The sequence below is a fragment of the Billgrantia sp. NRB1 genome (assembly GCF_056921725.1).
On record NZ_CM167783.1, the window covers coordinates 2,944,945 to 2,970,168 of the forward strand.

Here is a 25,224-nt window from a genome sequence, read left to right on the forward strand (position 1 = left end):
GCCTCAGCATTTTTCAATGCTGCCACACCCCGTCATTGACCTGGATCAGCGCCGCCGTTCAGTCGCGGAAATTGTCGAACTGCAGGGCCAGATCGGGGCCGTTCTCTCCCCGGAGCAGCGCCATGATCTGCTGCAGGTCGTCGCGCTTCTTGCCGGTGACGCGGACCTTGTCGCCCTGAATCTGAGCCTGGACCTTGAGCTTGGTCTCCTTGATCCGCTTGACGATATCCTTGGCCTCCTTCTGCTCCAGCCCCTGCTTGAGGGTCACCTCCTGGCGGGCCCGCACGCCGGACAGCACCGGCTCCTGCACTTCCATGCAGCGCGGGTCGATGCCGCGTCCGATCAGCTTGTTGCGCAGCACATCGAGCATCTGCTTGAGCTGGAAGTCGACTTCGGCCTCGAGCTGCACGGTCTCACCGCTGAGTTCCAGGCTTGCCGTGACGCCCTTGAAGTCGAAGCGTCCCTGGATCTCGCGATTGGCCTGGTCCACGGCGTTGCTGGCTTCGTGCTTGTCGAACTCGGAGACGATATCGAAGGAAGGCATGGTCAAGTTCCGCTGGTCGATAAAGAAAGTGAATGGAAAGGACGCATTCTAGCAGCCCCGGGGGCCATTCACCCGCCGCACGCCGGCTCCAGCGCTTTTTCCATCTCCCAGCCGGCGCAGCCATCGGCATAGTAGTCCGCCAGCCAGCGCACCAGGCGAAAGCCCATGCGCCGATAGAGCTTCAGGGCCACGCGGTTATCGACCCGCACCTCCAGTCCCAGCCGCTCGCCGCCTCGCCGCCGGGCATGGGCTTCCAGCACCTGCAGCAGCTGGCGCCCCAGCCCCAGCCCGCGGGCCTCGGGATGCACGCAGAAGGAGTAGAGGCGAACCCGCCGGCTGCTGCGTCGAAACAGCAGTACGCCGTAGGCCAACACCCGCCCCGCCTCATCTTCGGCCAGCAGGGTCAGGGCGTTGGCGCGATTGAGCAGGTGCCACAGCTGGCGGCGGCTGAAGCGATCGCCCTCGAAGGCGAGCTGTTCGAGGCGCACGAGGGCGTCCAGATCCTTGGCCAGCGCCTGGCGCAGCGTGATGGTCATGTCGTGCCTTCCCGGGAGTCCGAAGCGGATTGTGACCACCTGGATGCCGCCTGTCAGCGCATCGCTGAGTGAAATATTTTCACGCTTCTTGCGGCTTGTCCGGTGAACGTCTCAAGGGCATGCTGAGCGTTCGGTCATGCCCCCTCATCTCGGCAGGTAACGCCCCATGTGTGCATTGCGCATCGTCGTCGACCGTCTCGACGACTGGTCTCCCTACTACCCTACCGAGGACCTGGTCAGCGTCGACGACTTCCTGTCCCTCGACCGGAGGCATCGCGCCCCCGGAGACAGCAGCCAGCATCATGCCACCCGCATCATCAACCTGTGCAGCGACCTGGACTACCTGGGCAGCGGCTACTATGTGTCGCTGCTCGCCGAGGCTCGCGGTCAGCGCGTGCTGCCCGCCGTGGAAACCCTCAACGCCCTCTCCCGCAAGGCGCTGATCGACCTGGAGCTCGACAGCCTGGCCCCGCTGCTCGACGAGCTAACCCGCCGGGGTAGCCTGAGCGGCGAGCCGCTGACCCTGCGCGTGCTGTTCGGGGAGTGCCATGACCCGGGACTGGCACGTCTCGCCCGCCGCCTCTTCGAGCGATTGCCCTGTCCGCTGCTGGAGGCGAAACTGGCCCTGCGCCAAGGCCGCTGGCGGCTGGTTCGGCTCAGGCCGCTGCGCCTGCGCGACCTTCTCCCGACCGAGCAGGACCGCTTCGCCGCGGCACTCAATTACCACTCGCGACGGGTCTGGCGAACCCCCAAGGCCCGCAAGCATTACCGCTACGATCTCGCCATCCTGATCGACCCGAAGGAGACACTGCCTCCCAGCAACCGCGGCGCGCTGCGGGCCTTCATCCGTGCGGGACGCCGCCTGGGCATCGACGTCTCGCTGATCACCAAGCGCGACGCCGGCCGGCTCGCCGAGTTCGACGGCCTGTTCATTCGCGAGACCACGGCGCTGGACCACCACACCTATCGCATGGCGCGACGCGCCGAGTACGAGGGGCTGGTGGTGATCGACTCCCCCCGGGACATCCTGCGCTGCACCAACAAGGTCTACCTGCATGCGCTGCTGCGCGCCCGCGGTGTCCCGGCGCCCGACGGCGTCCTGATCAAGCGTGGGGATCTCGGGCAGCTGGGCGAACGGCTCGGGGCCCTGGGCTTTCCGCTGGTGCTCAAGATCCCCGACGGCGCCTTCTCCCGCGGGGTGGTCAAGGTCGCCGACCTCGCCGAGCTGGAGCGCGAGGCCGGCCGGCTGTTTGCCACCTCCGCGCTGCTGCTCCTCCAGGAGTGGCTGCCCACCGACTATGACTGGCGCATCGGCATACTTGATGGCCAGGTCCTGTTCGCCAGCCGCTACTACATGGCCCGCGGCCACTGGCAGATCTACGACCACTCCGGCGCCCGCGTGAAGAGCGGCGGTTTCACCACCCACGACCCCGCGGAGGCGCCGCCGGCGGTGATCCAGGCGGCGCTCAAGGCCACCCGCCTGATCGGCAACGGCTTCTATGGCGTGGACCTCAAGCAGACCGGGGCGCGGGCGGTGGTCATCGAGGTCAACGACAACCCCAACGTCGATGCCGGCATCGAAGATGCGGTCCTGGGCCGCGCGCTCTACGAGCGCATCATGGGCGTGTTCCTGGCCCGCATGGAGGCGCAGCGGCGACAGATCGAGAAAGCGCCGCCCATGACCGCCCCTTGCGAGCTGACGTGAACCGGCCAGTGACGTAGGCTACGCTCGAACGCTTTCCCCCTGCCCCCGACGATGGAGTCCCCATGAGCGAACGCGAGACCCGACACAAGCAGGCGATGCAAAAACTCAAGGCCCACGTGGACGACAAGGTCGCCGCGGCCACCGAACAGCGCGGCCTGCTGATGGTGTTCACCGGCAACGGCAAGGGCAAGACCACCGCCGCCTGGGGCACCGTGACCCGGGCGCTCGGCTACGGCTACCGGGTGGGGGTAGTGCAGTTCATCAAGGGCATGTGGGAGTGCGGCGAGCGAGAGCGGCTGGCCGAGGATCCCCGGCTGGAAGTCGCCATCATGGCCACCGGCTTCACCTGGGAGACCCAGAACCGCGAGGCCGACACCGCCGCCTGCCAGGCGGTGTGGGCCGAGGCGGAGCGGATGCTCGCCGACCCCGAGGTCTACCTGGTGGTGCTCGACGAGATCACCTACATGCTCAAGTTCGGCTATCTTGACATCGCCACGGTCAAGCGGGCGCTGTCGAACCGCCCACGCGAGCAGACCGTGATCGTCACCGGGCGCAATGCACACCGCGAGCTCACCGCCATGGCCGACACCGTCACCGAGATGCAGGAGGTGCGCCACGCCTTCAACGCCGGGGTGCAGGCGCGCCGCGGCATCGACTACTGACGGGAATAGAAGGCCCCGCTTGCGCGGGGCCTTCTGTTCCGGACCCTCGGCTCGGGTCCGGCTGGAGCCAGCCGGAGCCGGCCGCGCTCAGCCCGCGAAGGGGTTGCGCAGCACGATGGTCTCGTTGCGGTCGGGGCCGGTGGAGATGATGTCGATGGAGGTCCCCACCTTCTCCTCCAGATAGCGGATATAGGCACGGGCCTGGGTCGGCAGGTCCTCGACCCGCTTGGCGCCCAGGGTCGACTCGCTCCAGCCGGCCAGGTCCTCGTAGACCGGCTCGATGGCCTCATACCCTTCGGAATCCACCGGGGTGTCGAGCACCTCGCCATCCTTGCTGCGATAGCCCACGCAGACGCGAATGGTCTCCAGGCCGTCGAGGACGTCGAGCTTGGTCAAGCAGATGCCGGAGACGGAGTTGATCTGCACCGCATGGCGCAGGGCCACGGCATCGAACCAGCCACAGCGGCGCGGGCGGCCGGTGGTGGCGCCGAACTCGTGGCCGCGCTCGGCCAGGTGCCGGCCATGATCATCGAACAGCTCGGTAGGAAAAGGCCCGGAGCCGACCCGGGTGGTGTAGGCCTTGGTGATGCCCAGCACGTAGTCGAGATAGAGCGGCCCCACGCCGGAGCCGGTGGCGGTGCCCCCGGCGGTGGTGTTGGAGCTGGTCACGAAGGGATAGGTGCCGTGGTCGATGTCCAGCAGCGAGCCCTGGGCGCCCTCGAAGAGGATGTTCTCGCCGGCCTTGCGATAGTCGTGCACCAGGCTGACGGTGTCGCAGACCATGGGGCGCAGCTCCTCGGCCATCTCCAGGGCCTCGTCGAGCACCTGCTGGAAGTCCACCGCGGTCTCGCCATGGTACCGGGTGAGCACGAAGTTGTGGTAGTCGAGCACCTCGCCGAGCTTGGAGGCGAAGCGCTCGCGGTGCAGCATGTCGCCCAGGCGCAGGCCGCGGCGGGCGACCTTGTCCTCGTAGGCCGGGCCGATGCCGCGGCCGGTGGTACCGATCTTGGCCACGCCGCGAGCCTTCTCGCGGGCCTGGTCGAGGCGCACGTGATAGGGCAGGATCAGCGGGCACGCCGGGGAGAGGCGCAGGCGCTCGCGCACCGGGACGCCCTTGGCCTCGAGCTCGCGAATTTCCTTGATCAGCGCCTCCGGCGAGAGCACCACGCCGTTGCCGATCACGCAGGTCTTGTCCTGGCGCAGGATACCGGAGGGAATCAGGTGCAGGACGGTCTTCTCCCCGTCGATGACCAGGGTGTGGCCGGCGTTGTGCCCGCCCTGGAAGCGAACCACCGCCGAGGCCGACTCGGTCAGCAGGTCGACGACCTTGCCCTTGCCCTCGTCACCCCACTGGGTGCCCAGTACGACTACGTTCTTGCCCATTGGTCTCTCGTCTCTCGTGTCAGCGCCGCGCGGCTGCGCGTTGATGTCCGGCCCGCAGGCCGCGTTCGCAACCGGCCTGCCTGGGCCGGCCATGCTCGTCTACAGTGTCACCGTCTGCCACAGGCCATCGCGCTGCGTCAGGCGACGGCTGCAGCGGTGGGCCTCGGGGCCGGTGGTCTGGCCGGGCAGCGCCTGCACGACGCGCTCGCCGCGCTCGCGCAGCGCGGCGATGGCCTCGGCGATGCCCTCGCCCTCCGCCGGTGCCCAGATCCCATCGCTGGGCGGCTCGCTCTGGATCAGCGATGCTAGCAGCTTGAGGTCCATGGAGAAGCCGGTGGCGGGGCGTGCCCGACCGAAGGCGCGGCCGGTGTCGTCATAGCGCCCGCCCTTGGCCAGCGCCTGGCCGTAGCCAGGGGCGAAGACGGCGAACATCATGCCGGTGTGATACTGGTAGCCGCGCAGCTCGGCCAGATCGAAATAGAGGTCGACCTCGGGGTGGGCTGCGGCCACGCCCTGATGGAGCGCACGCAGCTGGGCCAGGGCTTCGCCTACCGCCGCCGGGGCGCCGGCGAAGGCCTCGCGCGCCTCGTCCAGCACCTCGGGGCCGCCGTGCAGGGTACCCAGGGCCTGGAACATCTCGGCCAGCGCCGGGTCGCTCACGCTGTCCGATACCTGGGCCGCCAGCTCCACCGGCGACTTGAGCTCCAGCGCCTCGAACAGAGCGCGCTCCTCGTCGCGTCCCAGCTCGGCCGCCTGCACCAGGCTGCGGTAGATGCCGATATGGCCCAGCGCCAGGTGGAGCTCGTCGGCGCCGGCCTCCTTGAGGCTGGTCAGCGCCAGACGCAGGATCTCCAGGTCGGCCTCCAGGCCGGCATGGCCGAACAGCTCGACGCCCACCTGCACGGGGCTGCGTCCGCCCTGCAGCTGGTCGGCCTTGGCGCGCAGCACATTGGTACAGTAGCAGAGGCGCGCCGGCCCCTGGTGACGCATGGAGTGGGCGTCCATACGCGCCACCTGGGGGGTGACATCGGCGCTCACCCCCATCAGACGGCCGGTGAGCTGGTCGGTGAGCTTGAAGGTCTGCAGATCCAGGTCGGTGCCGGTGCCGGTGAGCAGGGAGTCGAGGAACTCCACGGGCGGCGGCATCACCTGGTCGTAACCCCAGCGATGGTAGAGATCGAGCAGCGCCCGGCGCAGCTCTTCCATGCGGCTCGCCTGGGGCGGCAGCACTTCGTCCATGCCGTCGGGCAGCAGCCAGCGGTCAGCAATGGTCATGATGTCAATCCTGCTAGACGGTAGAGGGCGCAGCGGCGGAACACCGAACGATGCCCACAAAAAAACCGGGCCACGCCCGGTTGAAGGAGTTTACCACGTTTGGCGCCGGGTTGAACCCCGCCCACCGGGCGGGGTTGACGTCCACGCCATCGATGCCGGGCTCAGTCGAGCCCACCGGGCATCGCGCTCTTCAGATAGCGGAAGAAGTCGCTGGAGGGATCGAGCACCAGCATGTCCTGCTCGCCGTCGAAGCTGTCGCGATAGGCGTTGAGGCTGCGCCAGAAGGTGAAGAACTCCTGGTCCTGGCCGTAGGCCTCGGCGAAGATGGCGGCCGCCTCGGCGTCACCCTCACCGCGCAGCGTCTCGGAACGCTCGGTGGCCTGGGCCAGCAAGACCTGGCGTCGACGGTCGGCGTTGGCGCGAATCCGCTCGGCCTCTTCCTCACCCTGGGCGCGCCACTCGCGTGCCTCCCGCTCACGCTCGGAGCGCATGCGGTCGAAGACCGCCGCGGAGACATCTTCCGGCAGGTCGATCCGCTTGACCCGGATGTCGCGAATCGCCACCCCGAGCTCCTCGCGCATCAGCGCATCGAGCTCCTCGGTGGGGCGGATCATCAGGTCGTCGCGACGCTCGGCGATGATCTGCTGCAGATCCAGGCGACCGAACTCGTTACGCAGGCTCTCGTCGACCCGCGGCTGGATCAGGCGGATCGCCATCATCTCGTCGCCGGCGGTCGCCTCGTAGTAGCGGGTGGGGTTGACCACCTGCCACTTGACGTAGGAGTCCACGATCACCGCCTTCTGCTCGAGGGTCAGATAGCGGCTGGTGTCGGTATCCAGGGTCAGCACCCGGGTGTCGAACTTGCGCACCGTCTGGGTGATCGGCACCTTGAAGTGCAGGCCCGGCTGAATGTTCTCCTCGATGACCTCACCGAAGCGCAGCTTGACGGCGCGCTCGGTCTCGTCAACCACGTAGAGGCTGTTGCTGGCCAGCCAGGCGGCGGCGGCCAGGCCGCCAACGATAATCAGGGAACGATTATTGATCATTTAGCGGCCCTCCCGGCGGATACCCGTGGTGCTTCCGCCCTGCGTCGAGGTGGTGGTGCGCAAACGCTCGAGGACGCGCGGGTCGAGTTCGCCGCTCTCGCCGCGGGCGCGATCGCCATCGCCTTCGCCGCTACGCACGCCGCCGGGGCGCTGGTCGAGCGGCAGGTACATGAGCGGGGTCTCGTCGCTGACGTCGATCAGCACCTTCGGCGTCTTGCCGAAGACTTCGGCAATCGCATCCAGGTAGAGACGCTCACGCATGATCTCCGGGGCATTGCGGTACTGGGCCAGCAGCGCATTGAAGCGGTTGGCCTGACCGCGCGCCTCGGCGACCACGGATTCACGATAACCCTGACCCTGCTCGACCAGGCGCTGGGCCTGACCCTGGGCCGCCGGGATGATGGCGTTGGCGTAGGCCATGCCTTCGTTGATGGTCCGCTGGCGATCCTCGCGGGCCCGGATCACGTCGTCGAAGGCGTCGATGACCGGCGCCGGCGCCGAGGTAGACTCGATGTTGATGGTCTGCAGGCTGATCCCGGTGCCATAGCTGTCCAGGTAGGTCTGCAGGCGGCTGCGCACCGAGCTGCCGAGGATCTCACGACCCGAGGTCAGGATCTCGATCATGTCGGTACCGCCGACCACGTGACGCAGCGCGGAGTCCAGCGCGTTCTCGATGGAGAGCTGCGGGTTGCGCACGTTGAGCACAAAGTCGCGGGGATCGGCGACCTGGTACTGGGCCGAGATCTCGACCTCGACGATGTTCTCGTCGCGGGTCAGCATCGACTGGGTCTGGGTCAGCGAGCGAACCCGCGTGACGTTGACCATTCGCACGTCGTCGATCAGCGGCGGGTTCCAGTGCAGGCCCGGCGTCACCACTTCCTGGAACTTGCCAAAGCGCAGCACCACGCCGCGTTCGGCCTGATCCACCAGGTAGAAGCCGGTTGCCGCCCAGATCGCCAGGGCGATCACGATCAGCAGGCCCGGCAGGGCGAAGGTGTTGCGCGGCTTGCCGCCGCCCCCCTTGCCGCCCTTGCCGCCGCCGCCCTTGCCGCCGCGACCGCCCAGCATGTTGTTGAGCTTGTCCTGAAACTTCTTCAGGGCCTCGTCTAGATCGGGTGGCCCCTGATTGCCACCGCGGTTACCGCCACCGCCGCCACCGCCGCGTCGGCCGCCACCGCTCCAGGGGTCGTGCTGGTTGCCACCACCACCAGGCTCATTCCAAGCCATACGTCGTCTCCACTCTGCGTTGCCTCCCTGCCACCGTTAGCCCGGTAGCAAGCAGGTCGGTTGCCATCCTGTCGGCGCCGCCGGCGCCGTGGCCGTGTTCGTTATCCGGCGCGCCGTCCAGCCTCGACGGCACGCTCGCTGTCATGTCTCGCCTTCCCAGACCGGTCGCTCCTGCAGCTCCACCGGCAGGTAGTCGTCGGCGCGCTCGCCCAGCCGCGCCATCAGCTGCAGGAAATCGCGACGCGGCAGGCGCACTTCGAGCCGGCTGAGGCCGTGCTCATCGAAACGCTCTTCCCGCACCGCGCCCAGCTCGTGCAGCGCTGCCCGCAGACGCCCCTGCTGTGGCGTCAGCGTCAGGCCGAAGTCGATGACATCGTCGGACAGACACTCCGAGAGCGCCTGGGCAAGCAGCTCGAGTCCGCGCCCCTCCCGGGCCGAGAGCCAGACGACCTCGGGACGCCCGTGGGCGTCGCGCTCGATGCGCGGGGCACTGTCGAGCAGGTCGATCTTGTTCATGACCCTGAGACTGGGCACCTCATCGGCGCCGATCTCCGCAAGAACGCCCTCCACCTGTTCCACGTTGAGCTCCCGATCGGGGTCGGCAGCATCGATCACGTGCACCAGCAGCTCGGCCTCCGCGGCCTCCTGCAGGGTGGCCTGGAAGGCTTCCACCAGCTTGTGCGGCAGGTGGCGGATGAACCCGACGGTATCGGCCAGCACCACCGGCCCGACGTCGTCGATCTCGAGGCGCCGCAGGGTCGGGTCGAGGGTAGCGAACAGCTGGTCGGCCGCATAGACCTTGGACTCGGTCAGGGCGTTGAAGAGCGTTGACTTGCCGGCGTTGGTATAGCCGACCAGCGAGACGCTGGGAATCTCGGCCCGGGCCCGCGCCCGACGGTTCTGGCTGCGCTGCCCACGCACCTTGTCGAGGCGCTTGTGGATCGCCTTGATCCGCGCCCGCAGCAAGCGGCGGTCGGTCTCGAGCTGGGTTTCCCCCGGCCCGCGCAGGCCGATGCCACCCTTCTGGCGCTCCAGGTGCGTCCAACCCCGCACCAGCCGCGTAGACATGTAGCCCAGCTGAGCCAGCTCGACCTGCAGCTTGCCCTCGTGGGTACGCGCCCGCTGGGCGAAGATGTCGAGGATCAGCCCCGTGCGATCCAGGACGCGACACTTGAGCTCGCGCTCCAGATTGCGTTCCTGGGAAGGGCTCAGGGCATGATTGAAGATCACCAGCTCCGCCGCATGAACGGCCAGGGCCTGACGAAGTTCCTCTAGCTTTCCGCTGCCGATGAAGGTGCGAGGATCGGGGCGCTGCCGACTCCCGCTCAGCAGAGTCGCCGGCTCGGCCCCGGCAGAGCGCACCAGCTCCAGGAACTCGCCCGGATCCTCGCGCTCACGCTCATCCTGAAAGTCCACATGTACCAGTACCGCCGTTTCGCCGGCGTCGGGACGTTCAAAAAACAATCAATGACCTCACGCGTTGCTGTCCTGCTGGGCAGGATCCTGGACCGGCAGTCGCACATTGCGCGACGGCACCACGGTGGAAATGGCGTGCTTGTAGACCATCTGGCTGACGGTGTTGCGCAGCAGAATGACGAACTGATCGAAGGATTCGATCTGTCCCTGCAGCTTGATGCCGTTGACCAGGAAGATCGACACCGGAATGCGCTCCTTGCGCAGGATGTTCAGATACGGGTCTTGAAGGGACTGCCCTTTGGACATGTTGCCTCTCCCAAATTCATTCTCTTGAGGGGTGGAAATTCTATTATTGGGGCTGGTCACCCGGCCGCTTGACGCCAACATCTTACGCTAACAGCCGGATTCGCGCACGAGTTTCAGGACTTGGCCCAGCGGGTCAGGGCCCAGGGCATCGACCCAGCACAGCCCGCGCCAGCTGCGCATCCAGGTCAGCTGGCGTTTGGCCAGCTGCCGCGTGGCGATCACGCCACGCTCGCGCAGACTCGCCAGGCCCCCCTCCCCGTCCAGGTATTCCCACACCTGGCGGTAGCCCACGCTCTTCATGGACGGCAGGCCCAGGTGCAGATCGCCCCGGGACCGGAGCGCCGCCACTTCTTCCCGCAATCCGGCGGCGAGCATGGCATCGAAGCGCTCGGCGATACGGCCATGCAGCACGCGCCGGTCGAAGGGCGTGAGTCCTATCGACAGCACTTGCCAGGGGAAGGTTTCAGCGCGCTGTGCCTGCCAGAGGTCGCTGAGGGTCTGGCCGCTGATTCGATAGACCTCCAGCGCCCGCATCAGGCGCTGGGGATCGTTGGGGTGAATGCGCGCCGCCGAGGCCGGATCGACTCGGGTCAGCTCATCGTGCAGGGCGGCCAGGCCGTGCCGATGGGCCAGCTGCTCCAGCTCAGCCCGCACCGCCGGATCCGAGGCCGGCAGGTTGGCCACGCCCTCGAGCAGCCGCTTGGCGTACATCATGGTGCCGCCCACCAGCAGCGGTATTTTGCCGGCTGCGCTGATCTGTCGCATCTCGACGAGCGCATCCTCGCGAAAGTCCGCCGCCGAATAGGGTTCGGCAGGGTCGCGGATATCGATCAGCCGATGCGGCGCCCGGGCCAGCTCCTCCGGGGACGGCTTGGCGCTGCCGATGTCCATGCCGCGATAGACCATGGCGGAATCGACGCTGATCAGCTCGACGCCCAGGCGCTCGTGGAGCGCGATGGCGAGATCGGTCTTGCCGGCAGCGGTGGGCCCCAGCAGCAGAATGGCCAGGGGGCGAGAATCAGTCATGGCCTGTCCAGCCTGTCAAGGCGATTCCAACTGTGGGAGGCCGCTTCAGCGGCGGTTCGACGCTTCGACGAAGCAGCGCGCAGCGCTGCCCGAACAGGGCGCCTGACGGCGCCTTCGCGCGGCAGAGCCGCCCTCCCACCCGGCATTCCTGACCAGCCAGGAAACCGTCATGGGGAAACCATTGCATCATGCGTCTACTCTGTCCGATCACTGGCCGCGCATAAAGAGCCGATCCAGGTCCTTCATGCTCATCTCGGTCCAGGTGGGGCGGCCGTGGTTGCACTGCCCGCTGCGCTCGGTGCGCTCCATGTCGCGCAGCAGGGCGTTCATCTCGGCCAGGGTCAGGCGGCGGTTGGCGCGCACGCTGCCGTGGCAGGCCATGGTGGCGAGCAGCTCGTTGATATGCGCCTCGAGCCGGTCGGAGCGGCCGTAGCGCTCCAGGTCGGCGAGCATATCGCGGATCAGCGGCTCCACGTCGGCGTCGATCAGCAGCGCCGGCAGCTGACGCACCAGTAGCGTCTCGGGGCCGGCCACGTCGAGTTCCACCCCGAAGCGAGCGAAGGCCTCGTGCTCGGCCTCGGCGGTGGCGACCTCGGCGGCGCTGGCGGCAAGCGAGACCGGCACCAGCAGCGGCTGGGCGTCCAGCCGGCCGTCGTGCACCTGGGCCTTCATGCGCTCGTAGACGACGCGCTCGTGGGCGGCGTGCATGTCCACCATCACCAGGCCCCGTTCGGTCTCGGCGAGGATATAGACGCCGTGCAGCTGGGCGATGGCGTAGCCCAGCGGCGGCGCCCGGGTATCGTCCTGCTCGGCCATGGCCGGGCGCGGCGCGGCAACGGCGACATCCGAGCCGGCCTCGGGGCGGCGCTCGCGGGTAGCCACCTCGGCGGCCAGGCCGCCGGGGGCGGCCGGCTGCGGGGTCAGCAGCTGCTCTTCGTGCTCGGGATGCAGGGCGCGATACCCGTCCATAAAGGCCCGGACCCGGTCTGGCGTGACCCGGTCTGGCGTGACCCGGTCTGGCGTGACCCGATCTGGCTCGCCGTCTGGGCGTTGATGCAGCGCCATGGGCTGCTGCTGCCAACGCCCGGCGCTCTCGCGCACCCCCGGGGTGTCGGCCTGCGGGGAGGCCGGCGCCTCGGCGTCTTCTGCCTCCGACTCCCCCGGGCGCGCCTCGGCCAGGGCCCGGTGCAGGCTCGAGAACAGGAAGTCGTGGACCAGGCGGCCGTCGCGAAAGCGCACCTCGTGCTTGGTGGGGTGGACGTTGACGTCCACCACCGTCGGGTCCACCTCGAGGTAAAGCACGAAGACCGGATGGCGGCCGTGGAAGAGCACGTCACGGTAGGCCTGACGAATGGCGTGGGCCACCAGGCGATCGCGCACCACTCGGCCATTGACGAAGAAGTACTGCTGGTCGGCCTGGGCCCGGGAGTGGGTGGGCAGGCCCACCCAGCCCCACAGCCGCAGGCCGCCGGCCTCGAGATCCAAGTGCAGGGCGTTGTCGAGAAAGCGCCTGCCCAGCAGGGCGGCGATGCGCCGCTCACGGGCTGCAGGCTCATCGCCGGGGGGCAGCTGGTGCACCGTCTTCTGGTTGTGGCGCAGCACCCAGGCGATATCGAAGCGCGACAGCGCCAGGCGACGAAAGGCCTCTTCCACGTGGCCGTACTCGGTCTTCTCGGTGCGCAGGAACTTGCGCCGCGCCGGGGTATTGAAGAAGAGGTCGCGCACCGTCACCGAGGTGCCGCGGGGATGCGGCGCCGGGGTGACCCGCGGCGCCATCTGGCGCCCCTCGGCCACCACCCGCCAGCCGCCGCGGGGGTCGTTCTCGACGTTGGAGACCAGCTCCAGGCGCGACACCGAGCTGATCGAGGCCAGCGCCTCGCCGCGAAAGCCGAGGCTCGCCACCCCCTCGAGCTCTTCCAGAGAGGCGATCTTGCTGGTGGCATGGCGCGACAGCGCCAGGGGGAGATCCTCCTCGCCGATGCCGCTGCCGTCGTCGCGGATCCGAATCAGACGGGCGCCACCGGCCTCGAGCTCGACCTCGATGCGCCGGCAGCCGGCGTCGATGGCGTTCTCCACTAGCTCCTTGGCCACCGAGGCGGGGCGCTCGACCACCTCGCCAGCGGCGATCTGGTTGGCCAGACGCGGGTCGAGGACCCGGATGCGTCGCTGTTCTGACATATCACTCCACTAAAGCCATAAGCCGTAAGCCGTAAGCCGTAAGCCATAAGCCATAAGCCGAGACGTTACCCCCAGCCCCGTCGCTGGCAACGGGTTTCTCTTACAGCTTAAAGCTTACAGCTTATCGCTCCCCGAAGGGGTTATGAACGGGGAATCCTCAGCACCTGCCCCACCCGAATCACGTCGCCGTTGATCTCGTTGGCCTGCTTGAGCCGAGACGTGGAGACATTATGGCGGGCGGCGATCTGCGAAAGCGTATCCCCGGGCTGGATGCGGTACTCGTTGCTGGTGGGGCTGCGCTGGTTGTCGCGCTGCCAGGCCAGCAGGCTGGCCGGCGGCGGGTTGCGGCGGAAGTGATCGCGAAGTCCCGCATGGATCGCCTCGGCAAGCTTCTGCTGGTGGCCCGGGTCGCGCAGCCGGCGCTCCTCTTCGGGATTGGAGATGAAACCCGCCTCGATCAGCAGCGACGGGATGTCCGGCGACTTGAGCACCATGAAGCCGGCCTGCTCGACCCGGCTGCGGTGCAGGCGATTGACCCGCCCGAGCTGGTCGAGCACCTGGCCGCCGATAGCCAGCGAGTCGTTGAGGGTGGCGGTCATGGTCAGGTCGAGCAGCACGCCGCGCAGCACCTCGTCCTTGTCGTTGAGGGAGAGATTGCCGTCCACCCCGCCGATCAGGTCGGCGCGGTTCTCGCTTTCGGCCAGCCACTGGGCGGTCTCGGAGGTAGCGCCGCGCTGGGAGAGCGCGTAGACCGAACTGCCGTGGGGACGCGGGCTGGTAAAGGCGTCGGCGTGGATCGAGACGAAGAAGTCGGCCTTCTGTTCGCGGGCGATCTGGGTGCGCTGGCGCAGCCCCACGTAATAGTCGCCGTCGCGGATCATCACCGCGCGGAAGCCTTCGGCCCCGTCCACCAGCTTCTGCAGCCGGCGGCTGATCTCCATCACCACGTCCTTCTCGCGGGTGCCCCCGGGGCCGATGGCGCCGGGGTCCTCGCCGCCGTGGCCGGGGTCGATGGCGATGATGATGTCGCGCCGGGGATGGGGCTTGGCCTCCTGCCGCGCCACCACCTCGGGATCGACGCGGGGTGCCGCTTCAGCGCTATGCCGGTTGGCCGCCATTTCCTGTTCGCGGATCATCGCCTCGATGGGGTCGATGGGATTCTCCACCGCGCTCTCGCCGGGGTACTCCATGTCCACCACCAGACGGTGGCCATACTGGTCGTTGGGGGGCAGGGTAAAGTGGCGCGGCTCCACCTCGCGGGAGAGCTCCAGCACCACCCGAAGGCCGGTGCCGTCCCGCACGCCGCTGCGCACCGTGGTGATGGCGCTGCCGTCCAGGTTGAGCTTGGCGAGGTCGGTATTGAGGCCGCTGTCGTCGAGGTCGATGACCAGCCGTCGCGGATCCTCCAGGGTGAAGACGTTGGCATCGGCGTGGGTCGAGAGGTCGAACACCAGGCGGGCGTGATCGGGCGCCGCCCACAGGCGAACGTTGTCGACCTGGGCCGCCTGGGTCCGCCCCCCAAGCAGCACCAGGCACAGCGCCAGCAGCACCAGGCAGCAGCGTCCGGCAAGGGTCGCGGGGCCAGAGGATCGGGTCGTCGTCACGATGGTCTGGGTTCCTGCTCGATGGTCGCGAATTCCAGCTTAGCCTCCTGGGCCAGCCGCGTCAGCACCGCCTCGCCGTGGTCGGAGCAGGCGACGAGCTGGGCGTCTCGGCCCGGCTCGCCCAGGCTCAGGGTCACCGCCAGATCCGGCGTCGGCAGCCAACCGCGGCCGCGGACGGGCCACTCGACCAGGCAGAGTGCCGCGTCGGCGAAGAGGTCGCGCCCGCCGATAAACTCCAGCTCCTCCGGGTCGCCCAGGCGGTAGAGGTCGAAGTGGTAGATACGCTGTCCGTCGAGCGCATAGGGCTCGACCAGGGTATAGGTGGGGCTTTTCACCGCCCCATGGTAGCCGTAGGCGCGCAGGATACCCCGCGCCAGCGTGGTCTTGCCGGAGCCGAGCTCACCTTCCAGGTAGACGCGCCCCTCGCCGGCCAAGGCGCGCCCCAGGCGTTCGCCGAAGGTGACCTGGCGCTCTTCATCTTCCAGCCGTACGCGCATCGTCACCCTCTGTCCTTCGTTGCACCGATTATCGCCACGATTCGGCATCCCGATGCCCTCCGCGCCCCGCCGTGTCGGGGGCTCCCTCAGGGTTGATCAAAGTCCGCGCATAGGATGCCAGATCGCCGGCCAGCAGACCACGCTCACCGGCATCATCGGCGGCGCGGTCGGCGGCCAGGGCATGCACCAGCACGCCGAGTCGAGCGGCACTCTCCAGCGCCACCCCTTGCGCCAGCAGCGCGCCCAGGATACCGGTCAGGGCGTCGCCCATGCCGCCGGACGCCATCCCCGGGTTGCCATAGGGGCAGACCGCCAGCCCACCGGGCCCGGCCACCAGGCTGCCGGCGCCCTTGAGCACCACGACCCCTCCGCGACGGCGCTGCAGCTCGAGGGCGGCGGCGGGGCGGTCGGCCTCCACCTCGGCGGGGCGCAGGCCCAGCAGTCGGGCGGCCTCGCCCGGGTGCGGCGTGAGGATCCAGTCGTCGCGACGCGCTTCGGGAAAGTTCGCGGCCAGCAGGTTGAGACCGTCGGCATCCACCACCAGCGAACGGTGGCTGCCCAGGGCCGCCTGCAGCATGCCCTGCCCCCAGCTGCCCTGCCCCAGCCCAGGCCCCACCGCCAGCACATCGGCGTGGCTGGGCAGCTCGCCAAGGTCGGCGGCACCGCGCACGCCATGGACCATCACCTCGGGGCGGCGCACCAGGCAGGCGGCGACATGGGCCGGCGCCGTTGCCAGACTGACCTTGCCCGCCCCCAGCCGCGCCGCGGCCTCGCTGGCCAGCAGCGCCGCACCGCCGAAGCCCGGGGCCCCGCCCACCACCAGCAGGTGGCCCATATCGCCCTTGTGGGCGTCGCGCTCCCGCGGCGGCAGCAGTCGGGCCACCAGGCTCTCGTCGAGCAGCCGAGCGGCGGGGGGCAGGTCGTCGTGGGTCTCGGCGTCCACCCCCAGGGCGCGAAAATCCACCTCGCCGGTGAGCGCCGGCGCCCGGCCGGTGTGCAGACCGAGCTTGTCGCCGATGAAGGTCACCGTGCGGGTGGCGCGCACCGCCACGCCAAGCTTGGCCCCGGTGTCGGCGGCGACCCCGGAGGGAATGTCGATGGCCAGCACCGGCAGCCCGCTTGCGTTGATGGCCTCGATGGCCTCGCGGAAGGCGCCTCGCACCTCGCCGCCAAGGCCGGTGCCCAGCAGGGCGTCCACCACCACCTCGCCGGTGAAGGTCATGCCCGGGCGCCAGGGCACCAGGCCGACGCCGGCGGCACTGGCCATCTCGGCGGCCCGGGCGGCATCGCCGGTCAGCTCATCTGCCGCCTTCAGCCCGACGCGCTGCACCTCGAGGCCGGCCACCGCGGCAAGAGCGGCCAGCACATGTCCATCGCCGCCGTTGTTGCCACCACCGCACAGCACGGTCAGACGCCGCACCCTCGGCCAGCGCCCCTTGAGGCTCTGCCAGGCCGCAGTGGCGGCGCGCTGCATCAGCGCGAAGCCCTCGATGCCGCCGGCGATGGTGCGCCGGTCGAGCTCCCGGACCTGCTCGGCGCGGTAGAGCGGGCGCAGCGGCCGGAGGGCCGCCTCCCGGTCGGCTGTGTCGATGTGACGCTTGGACATCCGGTGTCTCCCCTGGTGGCATTGCTTTATCATGGAGAGTGTAATCCCGATGGCGGCTTCGCCAACCCACCCGCGCGCTTTTCCGTGGTTTTTGCTTGAAGATGACACTCCCCTCCACCGCTCCCACCGCCCTGGATGACAGCGACCTGGCGACCCTGGCCGACACCATCAAGATCTGGGGCCGCGAACTGGGCTTCCAGCAGGTCGGCATCGCCGACGTCGACCTCACGGCCGACGAGGCGCATCTGCAGCGCTGGCTGGACGCCGGCTACCACGGCGAAATGGGCTTCATGGCCAAGCATGGCACCAAGCGCACCCGCCCCGAGGAGCTGGTGCCCGGCACCCTGAGGGTAATCAGCGTGCGGCTCGACTATCTGCCGGCCGAGGTGGAGAGCGCCAAGGTACTGGGCCAGCCGGAGACGGCCTATGTGTCACGCTACGCGGTGGGCCGCGACTACCACAAGCTGATGCGCAAGCGCCTGGCCACCCTGGCCAAGTGGATCGAGGCGAAGGCCGGGCCCTTCGGCTATCGCGCCTTCGTCGACTCGGCGCCGGTGATGGAGCGCGCCCTGGCCCGCAAGGCCGGGCTCGGCTGGGTGGGCAAGAACGCCATGCTGCTCAATCCCAAGGCCGGCTCGCTGTTCTTTCTCGGCGAGCTCTACGTGGACCTGCCGCTGCCCGTCGACCCGCCCTTCGACAGCGAGCACTGCGGCAGCTGCAGCGCCTGCCGCACGGCCTGCCCTACCGAGGCCATCGTCGAGGACCGGGTGGTGGACGCCCGCGCCTGCATCTCCTATCTCACCATCGAGCTGTTCGGGCCCATTCCCGAGCACTTTCGCGAGGCTATGGGCAACCGCGTGTTCGGCTGCGACGACTGCCAGCTGGTCTGCCCCTTCACCCGCTTCGCCCGGGCCACCCGGGAAGACGACTTCGCCCCGCGCCACGACCTGGACCGCGCCAGCCTGGTGTCGCTGTTCGCCTGGGGGGAGGAGGAGTTCCTGGAGAAGACCGCCGGCAGCCCGATCCGGCGCATCGGCTACGAGCGCTGGCTGCGCAACCTGGCGGTGGGCCTGGGCAACGCCCCCTGGAGCGAGGGCGTGGAAGCCGCCCTGCGGGCGCGGCTGCCCTACCCCTCCGACCTGGTTCGCGAGCACGTGCGCTGGGCGCTGGCCCGGCAGCGGGAGAAGCGCGGCAAGCTGATCGCCAGCGGCTGACCGTGGTGGCTGGAGCCGCTGCGAAAGATGCCAATGCGAGCGGCGCCGGGGACAGGTCGTAGCGGAGGTCTTTTGCCAGGGATGGCAAAAGTAGCGCCCAGGGATGGGTTCACAGCGCCTCCGCAAAGACCTGTCGACGGAATAGCCGCGGGATCACTCCTCCTCGTCCCGCTCACTGCCGGCAAGCTTCAAGAACGTATTGCGGTAGTGGGCAAGCTCGGCGATGGACTCCTTGATATCGTCCATGGCGAGATGCACGTTGCGCTTCTCGAAGCCAGCCTTGGCGCCGGGGTTCCAGCGCTTGGCCAGCTCCTTGAGGGTGGAGACGTCCAGATTGCGATAGTGGAAGAAGGCCAGCAGCTCGGGCATTTCCCGCTCCAGGAAGCGGCGGTCCTGGTGCACGCTGTTGCCGCACATCGGCGAGCTGCCGGGCTTCACGTAGGCCTTGAGGAAGTCCAGGGTGCGCCGCTCGGCGTCGGCGGTGTCGACCCGGCTCGCCTTGACCCGCGCCACCAGCCCCGACTCGCCGTGGGTCTTCTGATTCCAGTCGTCCATGGCGTCGAGCAGGCTGTCGGGCTGCTTGACGGCGATCACCGGCCCCTCGGCTACCGTATTGAGGTCGCCGTCGGTGATCAGGGTCGCCACCTCGATGATACGCTCACGATTCGGGTCCAGCCCGGTCATCTCCAGGTCGATCCACACCAGCAGGTCCTGGCGCGGGGCGGAAGTATCGGTCATGGGCAAGGCTCCAGGCTAAAGCGCGCGCAGCAGGACAGGCCGGGCCACGCTGGTTACAATGCCGACATTGTAACGATCTTCAGGCGCCCATGAGCAAACGCAAGTTGACCCGCCAGCAGCGCTGGCGCATCGAGAAGGTTCAGGCCGAGCGCAACCGCCGCGCCGAGCAGCGCGATGCCCGGGAGGCACAGAAGCTCGCCGCCGGCGAATATGGCCTCGAGCGGCCCGGCCGGGTGATCGCCCATTACGGCCGCACCCTGGACGTTCGCGGCGAGGACGCCACCGCGGTGCGCTGCCACCTGCGCGCCAATCTCGACGGGCTGGTCACCGGCGACCGGGTGGTCTGGCGTGCCGCCGAGGACGACCAGGGCCGAGTGGTGGACGGCGTGGTGGTGGCGCGGGGCGAGCGCGACAGCGTGCTGGAGCGCCCCGACGCCCGCGGCCAGCTCAAGCCGGTGGCCGCCAACATCGACCAGATCCTGATCGTCTTCGCCGTGGAACCCGCCCCCCACGCCAACCTGATCGACCGCTACCTGGTGGCCGCGGAGGCCACCGGCATTCCCCCGGTGCTGGTGCTCAACAAGATCGATCTGCTGCCGGAGGGCGGCGGCGACCTCATGACCCTGCTCGAGCGCTATGCGGCGCTGGGCTATCCGGTGGTCACTGCCACCGCCGCCCAGGATGCCGGGCTCGCCTCCCTGATCGCGCGCCTCGATGAACGCACCTCGGTGTTCGTGGGTCAGAGCGGGGTGGGCAAGTCCTCGCTGATCGACCGCCTGCTCCCCGATGAGGCCCTTCGCATCGGCGCGCTGTCGAAGGATTCCCGCAAGGGCACCCACACCACCACCACGGCCCGGCTCTACTCCTTGCCCGCCTCGCGGGGGGGCGAGCTGATCGATTCCCCGGGGATTCGCGAGTTCGGCCTGACCCACCTCGACGAGCAACAGGTCGCCGAGGGCTTCATCGAATTCCGTCCCCTGCTGGGACGCTGCCGCTTCCGCGACTGCCGGCATCGCCAGGAGCCCGGCTGCGCGCTGCTCGAGGCCGTGGAACAGGGCACCATTCACCCCGAACGCTTTGCCAGCTACCGGCGTATCGTCGACAGTCTCGATGAGAGCTGATGACGCCGCCGTGCATCGACTCCGCCCCGCACAAGGCCGGAACAGGCCGCATAAAGGAGGTGTGCCATGAGCTCTGAAGCCAACCTGCTACCGCTGATCGTCGAGCCCGAGCAGCTCGCCGCCCATATCGATGATCCCCAGCTGTTGATCATCGACGTGCCCCTGCGTGCCGAGAGCTACCAGGAGGGGCATGTTCCCGGGGCGATCTTTCTCGACCATCGCCTGCTGCTGCGCGGCGAGGGCGACGCGCCCAGCGACGCGCCCTCCGCCGAGGCGCTGTCACGGCTCTTCTCGTCGCTGGGACTGACCCGCGACACCCATGTGGTCGCCTACGACGATGAGGGCGGCGGCTGGGCGGGACGCCTGCTGTGGACCCTGGAGCTGATCGGCCACGGCCGCTACTCCTATCTCAACGGCGGCATCCACGCCTGGCGCCAGGCCGAGCTGCCGGTGTCCACCGAGCCCCAGGCCCCCACGCCCAGCGACTACGAGGCCGAGATTCTCCACCCCGAGGTGGCGATCGACCGGATCGAGCTGGCCGAGCGCCTCGGCGAGAAGGGCTTCGCCATCTGGGACGCCCGCTCGCCGGAGGAGTACCGCGGCGAGCGCGGCAACAACCGCCGCCTCGGCCATATTCCCGGCGCCGTGAACCTGGAGTGGACCCGGGCCATGGACCCGGAGCGCGGCCTGCGCATTCGCGACTACGCGGAACTGATCACCGAGCTCGAGGCCCTGGGCCTGACCCCGGACATGGAAGTGGTCACCCACTGCCAGAGCCACCACCGCAGCGGCTTCACCTGGCTGGTGGGCCGGGCGCTGGGCTTCGAGCGCATGCGCGGCTACGGCGGTTCCTGGATGGAATGGGGCAACCGCGACGATACGCCGATAGAAAAGTAAGCCGTAAGCCAGTATGCAGCCGCCAAGTCTTGCAACAGGGATTGACTTAACGCTTATGGCTTACAGCTCAGCGCATCACTCTCTCTAATCCCCCTCCCCTTTGAGGAACCATTCCTTCGTGACTGCCGCCAAGCTATTTGCCCTGATCCAGTACCCGCTGCCCCACCACCTGCTCTCGCGGCTGGTGGGCCGGCTCGCCGAGACCCGGGTCGGCTGGCTCAAGAACCTGTTGATCAAGGCCTTTATCAAGCGCTTCAAGGTCGATATGCGCCAGGCCGCCGAGCCGGATCCCACCGCCTACGCCAGCTTCAACGACTTCTTCACCCGCCCGCTCAAGGAAAGCGCCCGCCCGCTGGGCGAGGGCCTGCTGTGTCCCGCCGACGGCACTCTCTCCCAGTTCGGCAGGGTAACGGCGGGCGAGCTGCTCCAGGCCAAGGGGCACCGCTTCACCATGGCCGACCTGCTGGGTGGCGACGATGAGGCCGCCGAGCGCTACCGGGACGGCAGCTTCGCCACCGTCTACCTGTCGCCCAAGGACTACCACCGGGTGCATATGCCGCTGGCGGGCACCCTCACCGAGATGGTCTATGTGCCGGGCCGGCTGTTCTCGGTGAACGCCGCCACCACCCGCCATGTGCCCAGGCTGTTCGCCCGCAACGAGCGGCTGGTGTGCCACTTCGATACCGAGCACGGGCCCATGGTGCTGGTGCTGGTGGGGGCGATGATCGTCGCCGCTATCGAGACGGTGTGGGCCGGGCAGATCACGCCGCTGCCCCGGGGCGGCGTGCAGCGCATCCGCTTCGACACCCCGGTGCACCTCGAGCGCGGCGCGGAGATGGGGCGCTTCAAGCTCGGCTCCACGGTGGTCATGGGCTTCGCCGAGCCGGTCGCCTTCGCCGAAAAGCTCGAACCCGGCGCCAAGGTGCAGATGGGGCAGTCGCTGGGCGAACAGACTCGCTAGGACCAGGGCTTTCTCGGTGGAAAGTCTGCCCGGAGGCGCTGTAACCCCATCCCTGGGCGCTACCGATGCCATCCCTGGCATAGGACCTCCGCTTCGACTTCCCCCCGGCGCCCTGGTCTCCCAGGCCTAGCAGCGCGGCGTGGCGAAGGCCATCACCTCCGCCACGCTTGTCTTGCCCAGCGCCAGCTGGATCAGCCGGTCGATGCCCAATGCCACGCCGCTGCCGGCCGGCATGCCATGCTCGAGCGCCGCCAGCAGGCGCGTATCCACCTCCACCTCGGCAAGCCCCGCAGCCCGGCGTTCGGCATTGTCCGCAGCGAAGCGCGCGGCCTGCTCGGCGGGGTCGGTGAGCTCGTCATAGCCGTTGGCGAGCTCGAGGCCCTCCAGATAGAGCTCGAAGCGCGAAGCCACCCACTCGCCATCCTCCGGGTCGCGATGGCGCCACGCCAGGGCCGCCTGGCTCGCCGGGTAGTCCACCACCACGTCGATACCCTCACGGCCCAGCTGCGGCTCGATTACCAGGCTCAGCAGCAGGTCGAGGCAGTCGTCCCGGGGGGCCTCGTCCATGGCCAATCCGCCCCGCTCGGCGGCCAGGCGGCGCAGCTCGGCCAGCGGCGCGGCAAAGGGGTCGAGAGCCAGGGCGTCGCGAAACAGCTCCCGATAGCGGCGCAGCCGAAGCGGCCCCACCTCATCCCCGGATTCTCGGCCCAGCACCCGGCGCACCAGCTCGGCCGTCTCCTCGATCAGCTCGTCGAGGGTAAAGCCGGGGCGGTACCACTCCAGCATGGTGAACTCGATATTGTGGCGTCCTCCCACCTCGCCGTCACGAAAGCTCCTGGCCAGCTGGAAGATCGGCCCGGAGCCGGCGGCCAGCAGGCGCTTCATATGGAACTCCGGCGAGGTCTGCAGCCATAGCCGCTCGCGCCCGGCCGGGGTGGTCGCTTCGGCCGAGAGCGAGGCCAAGTGGCGGTCGGTGCTGCCGCCGTGACCCAGCACCGGAGTCTCCACCTCCAGCACGCCGCGCTCGGCGAAGAAGGCGCGTACCTCGGCCAGCCGCCGCGCCCGCTCGCGCAGGGTCTCGATCGTCGCCGTGGGGCGCCAGTCGGTTGCCATCGAAGATTACTCCAGAAAGACGAAGGCCACGCCGAATCAGCGTGGCCTTTAGAGCCGTAAGCCGTAAGCCGTAAGCCGTAAGCCGTAAGCCGTAAGCCGTAAGCCGTAAGCCGTAAGCCGTAAGCCGTAAGCCAAGAGACTGCCAAATGATTCGCTAATGGCAATGGTTTTTCTTAAAGCTTACAGCTTCAAGCTTACGGCTCCGGGCGCAGCCCGGCTCAGGCGCGGGAGACGTACTCGCCGCTGCGCGTATCGACCTTGAGCACCTCGCCCTGGTTGATAAACAGCGGCACCCGCACCACGGCGCCGGAGGAGAGGGTCGCCGGCTTGGAGCCACCCTGGGCGGTGTCACCCTTGAGGCCGGGGTCGGTCTCGACCACTTCCAGCTCGATGAAATTCGGCGGGGTCACGTTGATGGGATTGTCGTTCCACAGGGTCACAGTGTAGGCCACCTGCTCCTTGAGCCACTTCTCGGTATCGCCCAGCGCCTTCTTCTCCACCGGATACTGCTCGAAGGAGCCGTCGGTCCTCATGAAGTACCACATCTCGCCATCGTTATAGAGGTACTCCATCTCCAGGTCGAGCACGTCGGCGCCTTCCAGCGACTCGCCGGACTTGAAGGTGCGCTCCCAGACGCGGCCGGTGATCAGGTTGCGCAGCTTGACCCGGTTGAAGGCCTGGCCCTTGCCCGGCTTGACGTACTCGTTCTCGAGGATTGCACAAGGGTCGCCGTCCAGCATCACCTTCAGACCGCCCTTGAATTCATTGGTAGAATAGTTCGCCATGTTGCCTCTCGAATGATGGGGCGCGCCCCGGCAGCACCGGGCGCGCGAAACAATCGTATCGACGAGGTCCCAAGCCCTCGCCCCTAGTGACTGGTGTGCCGCATGATAACCCGAAGCCCTGTCGTTTTGCAGAGACAGGAGACCTCGCAGCCTGACGCGACGCCCTTGATCCCGCGATCCAACTGGCAGTCCCAGCTGGCCGGGGCCATCCGCGACCCCGCCGAGCTGTGCCGACGGCTGGGCCTCGATGAGCGGTGGCTGCCCGGCGCACGAAGGGGACATGCCCTGTTCGAGGTCCGCGTGCCCGAGGCCTTCCTGGCCCGGATGCGGCCGGGCGATCCCCAGGACCCCCTGCTGCGTCAGGTACTGCCGCTAGGCGATGAGGCCGCGCCGGCGCCCGGCTATGTGGCCGACCCCCTGGCCGAGGCCCAGCATACCCCGGCGCGCGGGCTGATCCACAAGTACGCCGGCCGGGTGCTCTTGATCGCCAGCCCCGCCTGCGCAGTGAACTGCCGCTACTGTTTTCGTCGCCACTTCCCCTACGCCGAGAACGCCCCTTCCCGCGCCCAGTGGGAGCAGAGCCTCGACCATCTGCGCGGCGACCCCACCATCGTTGAAGCGATCCTCTCCGGCGGCGATCCGCTGGCCGCCAGCGACCGCCAGCTCGCCTGGCTGGTCGAGCGCCTGGACGCCACTCCCCATCTACGGCGGCTGCGCCTTCACACCCGGCTACCGGTGGTGATCCCCGACCGCATCGACGACACCCTGCTCGACTGGCTCGGTGGCACGCGCCTGCAGAAGGTGGTGGTGCTGCACATCAACCACGCCCACGAGATCGATGACGACGTAGTCGCGGCCTGTGAACGGCTGAAGGGGGCGGGCGTTACCCTGCTCAACCAAAGCGTGCTGCTGCGCGGCGTCAACGACTCGGTCAATGCCCTGGCCGCGCTCTCCGAACGGCTCTTCGAGGCCGGCGTGCTGCCCTACTACCTGCACGTCCTCGACCCGGTGGCTGGCGCCGCCCACTTCGACGTCCCGGACGAAGAGGCCCGCGAACTGGTCGCGGGCCTGAGGGAGATACTGCCGGGATTTCTGATGCCGAGACTGGTCAGGGAGATCCCCGGCGAGGCAAGCAAGACGCCGCTTTGAGCTGAAAGCCATAAGCCGTAAGCTATAAGAAAAGACTCTTCGCAGACTGGCGTGAACTGGCTAAGTGGGAGGGAGGGTTCGACGCCTCGACTTCAGCTCCGGTTCGACGCTTCGACGAAGTAGCGCAAAGCGCTACCCATGGGGGCGCCTTCGTCGAAGCGTCAAACCGCCGGCAGAGCCGGCCTCCCACCATAAAGCCTGAAACATGTTCACGCTAAAGTGCGAAGAACCTAAG

The 25,224-nt window shown here is 68.3% G+C and carries 23 protein-coding genes; 7 read left to right on the forward strand and 16 right to left on the reverse strand.

The genetic code is table 11. The features are described from left to right. Positions 1-58 precede the first annotated feature (58 nt). Positions 59-544 (reverse strand): YajQ family cyclic di-GMP-binding protein, encoded by a 486-nt coding sequence (locus tag ACZIYR_RS13380; RefSeq protein ID WP_473034222.1) that lies wholly within the window; start codon positions 542-544, stop codon positions 59-61. A 68-nt stretch (positions 545-612) separates the two neighbouring features. Beyond that, positions 613-1,080 carry a GNAT family N-acetyltransferase gene (locus ACZIYR_RS13385; RefSeq protein WP_473034223.1) on the reverse strand — a complete coding sequence of 156 codons (468 nt, stop codon included), beginning with the start codon at positions 1,078-1,080 and terminating at the stop codon, positions 613-615. A gap of 166 nt (positions 1,081-1,246) precedes the next feature. Between ACZIYR_RS13385 and ACZIYR_RS13390 the strand changes: the two genes are divergently transcribed. Continuing rightward, positions 1,247-2,785, forward strand: a complete 1,539-nt coding sequence (locus ACZIYR_RS13390; RefSeq protein WP_483527019.1) for a RimK family protein — start codon at positions 1,247-1,249, stop codon at positions 2,783-2,785. A gap of 62 nt (positions 2,786-2,847) precedes the next feature. Continuing rightward, positions 2,848-3,447 carry a cob(I)yrinic acid a,c-diamide adenosyltransferase gene (cobO, locus tag ACZIYR_RS13395; protein WP_473034225.1) on the forward strand — a complete coding sequence of 200 codons (600 nt, stop codon included), beginning with the start codon at positions 2,848-2,850 and terminating at the stop codon, positions 3,445-3,447. Positions 3,448-3,534: 87 nt separating this feature from the next. Here the strand turns inward: cobO and ACZIYR_RS13400 are convergent, their stop codons facing one another. The 11 genes from ACZIYR_RS13400 to ACZIYR_RS13450 all read right to left on the reverse strand — a co-directional run bounded on the left by ACZIYR_RS13400 (position 3,535) and on the right by ACZIYR_RS13450 (position 17,011). Then, positions 3,535-4,830: an adenylosuccinate synthase gene (locus tag ACZIYR_RS13400; protein WP_483527020.1), complete on the reverse strand. Its 1,296-nt coding sequence runs from the start codon at positions 4,828-4,830 to the stop codon at positions 3,535-3,537. Between the two features lie 99 nt (positions 4,831-4,929). Beyond that, the gene (locus tag ACZIYR_RS13405) at positions 4,930-6,105 is read right to left on the reverse strand and encodes an ATP phosphoribosyltransferase regulatory subunit (protein WP_483527021.1); all 1,176 of its coding nucleotides are present in this window, start codon (positions 6,103-6,105) and stop codon (positions 4,930-4,932) included. A 161-nt stretch (positions 6,106-6,266) separates the two neighbouring features. Continuing rightward, complete coding sequence (gene hflC / locus ACZIYR_RS13410) at positions 6,267-7,151, reverse strand: protease modulator HflC (protein ID WP_473034228.1); 885 nt, start codon at positions 7,149-7,151, stop codon at positions 6,267-6,269. Then, on the reverse strand, positions 7,152-8,378 hold the full coding sequence (gene hflK, locus ACZIYR_RS13415; RefSeq protein ID WP_483527022.1) for an FtsH protease activity modulator HflK: 1,227 nt from the start codon (positions 8,376-8,378) through the stop codon (positions 7,152-7,154). A 141-nt stretch (positions 8,379-8,519) separates the two neighbouring features. Continuing rightward, positions 8,520-9,842, reverse strand: coding sequence for a ribosome rescue GTPase HflX (gene hflX / locus ACZIYR_RS13420; protein ID WP_473034230.1), 1,323 nt, complete (start codon positions 9,840-9,842; stop codon positions 8,520-8,522). A 9-nt stretch (positions 9,843-9,851) separates the two neighbouring features. Further along, entirely contained in the window at positions 9,852-10,100 is a 249-nt protein-coding gene (gene hfq, locus ACZIYR_RS13425; protein WP_473034231.1) for an RNA chaperone Hfq, read from the reverse strand. An 87-nt stretch (positions 10,101-10,187) separates the two neighbouring features. Continuing rightward, positions 10,188-11,126 carry a tRNA (adenosine(37)-N6)-dimethylallyltransferase MiaA gene (miaA, locus tag ACZIYR_RS13430; RefSeq protein ID WP_483527023.1) on the reverse strand — a complete coding sequence of 313 codons (939 nt, stop codon included), beginning with the start codon at positions 11,124-11,126 and terminating at the stop codon, positions 10,188-10,190. A gap of 207 nt (positions 11,127-11,333) precedes the next feature. Next, positions 11,334-13,304: a DNA mismatch repair endonuclease MutL gene (gene mutL, locus ACZIYR_RS13435; RefSeq protein WP_483527024.1), complete on the reverse strand. Its 1,971-nt coding sequence runs from the start codon at positions 13,302-13,304 to the stop codon at positions 11,334-11,336. Positions 13,305-13,444: 140 nt separating this feature from the next. Continuing rightward, positions 13,445-14,908: an N-acetylmuramoyl-L-alanine amidase gene (locus ACZIYR_RS13440; RefSeq protein ID WP_483527025.1), complete on the reverse strand. Its 1,464-nt coding sequence runs from the start codon at positions 14,906-14,908 to the stop codon at positions 13,445-13,447. Beyond that, the gene (tsaE, locus tag ACZIYR_RS13445) at positions 14,905-15,405 is read right to left on the reverse strand and encodes a tRNA (adenosine(37)-N6)-threonylcarbamoyltransferase complex ATPase subunit type 1 TsaE (RefSeq protein ID WP_483529085.1); all 501 of its coding nucleotides are present in this window, start codon (positions 15,403-15,405) and stop codon (positions 14,905-14,907) included. The genes ACZIYR_RS13440 and tsaE overlap by 4 nt, the downstream gene beginning before the upstream one ends. 28 nt (positions 15,406-15,433) lie before the next feature. Next, positions 15,434-17,011 (reverse strand): NAD(P)H-hydrate dehydratase, encoded by a 1,578-nt coding sequence (locus ACZIYR_RS13450; protein WP_483527026.1) that lies wholly within the window; start codon positions 17,009-17,011, stop codon positions 15,434-15,436. Between the two features lie 101 nt (positions 17,012-17,112). Here ACZIYR_RS13450 and queG point away from each other — a divergent pair, with 101 nt between their 5' ends. Next, positions 17,113-18,225 (forward strand): tRNA epoxyqueuosine(34) reductase QueG, encoded by a 1,113-nt coding sequence (gene queG / locus ACZIYR_RS13455; protein ID WP_483529086.1) that lies wholly within the window; start codon positions 17,113-17,115, stop codon positions 18,223-18,225. 153 nt (positions 18,226-18,378) lie between these two features. Here the strand turns inward: queG and orn are convergent, their stop codons facing one another. After that, on the reverse strand, positions 18,379-18,963 hold the full coding sequence (gene orn / locus ACZIYR_RS13460) for an oligoribonuclease (protein WP_483527027.1): 585 nt from the start codon (positions 18,961-18,963) through the stop codon (positions 18,379-18,381). 89 nt (positions 18,964-19,052) lie between these two features. Here orn and rsgA point away from each other — a divergent pair, with 89 nt between their 5' ends. The 3 genes from rsgA (at position 19,053) to asd (ending at position 21,942) form a co-directional block, all read left to right on the forward strand. Further along, on the forward strand, positions 19,053-20,084 hold the full coding sequence (gene rsgA, locus ACZIYR_RS13465) for a small ribosomal subunit biogenesis GTPase RsgA (RefSeq protein ID WP_483527028.1): 1,032 nt from the start codon (positions 19,053-19,055) through the stop codon (positions 20,082-20,084). A 66-nt stretch (positions 20,085-20,150) separates the two neighbouring features. Further along, positions 20,151-20,981: a sulfurtransferase gene (locus tag ACZIYR_RS13470; RefSeq protein WP_483527029.1), complete on the forward strand. Its 831-nt coding sequence runs from the start codon at positions 20,151-20,153 to the stop codon at positions 20,979-20,981. Between the two features lie 118 nt (positions 20,982-21,099). After that, the gene (asd, locus tag ACZIYR_RS13475) at positions 21,100-21,942 is read left to right on the forward strand and encodes an archaetidylserine decarboxylase (RefSeq protein ID WP_483527030.1); all 843 of its coding nucleotides are present in this window, start codon (positions 21,100-21,102) and stop codon (positions 21,940-21,942) included. Positions 21,943-22,068: 126 nt separating this feature from the next. Here asd and epmA read toward each other — a convergent pair whose 3' ends face one another. Both epmA and efp read right to left on the reverse strand, forming a co-directional pair. Then, positions 22,069-23,055, reverse strand: a complete 987-nt coding sequence (gene epmA / locus ACZIYR_RS13480; RefSeq protein WP_483527031.1) for an EF-P lysine aminoacylase EpmA — start codon at positions 23,053-23,055, stop codon at positions 22,069-22,071. Between the two features lie 218 nt (positions 23,056-23,273). Then, complete coding sequence (efp, locus tag ACZIYR_RS13485) at positions 23,274-23,840, reverse strand: elongation factor P (protein ID WP_473034238.1); 567 nt, start codon at positions 23,838-23,840, stop codon at positions 23,274-23,276. Between the two features lie 102 nt (positions 23,841-23,942). Here efp and epmB point away from each other — a divergent pair, with 102 nt between their 5' ends. Then, a complete protein-coding gene (epmB, locus tag ACZIYR_RS13490) occupies positions 23,943-24,989 on the forward strand; it encodes an EF-P beta-lysylation protein EpmB (protein ID WP_483527032.1) in 1,047 nt (348 codons plus the stop codon). Positions 24,990-25,224 lie beyond the last annotated feature (235 nt).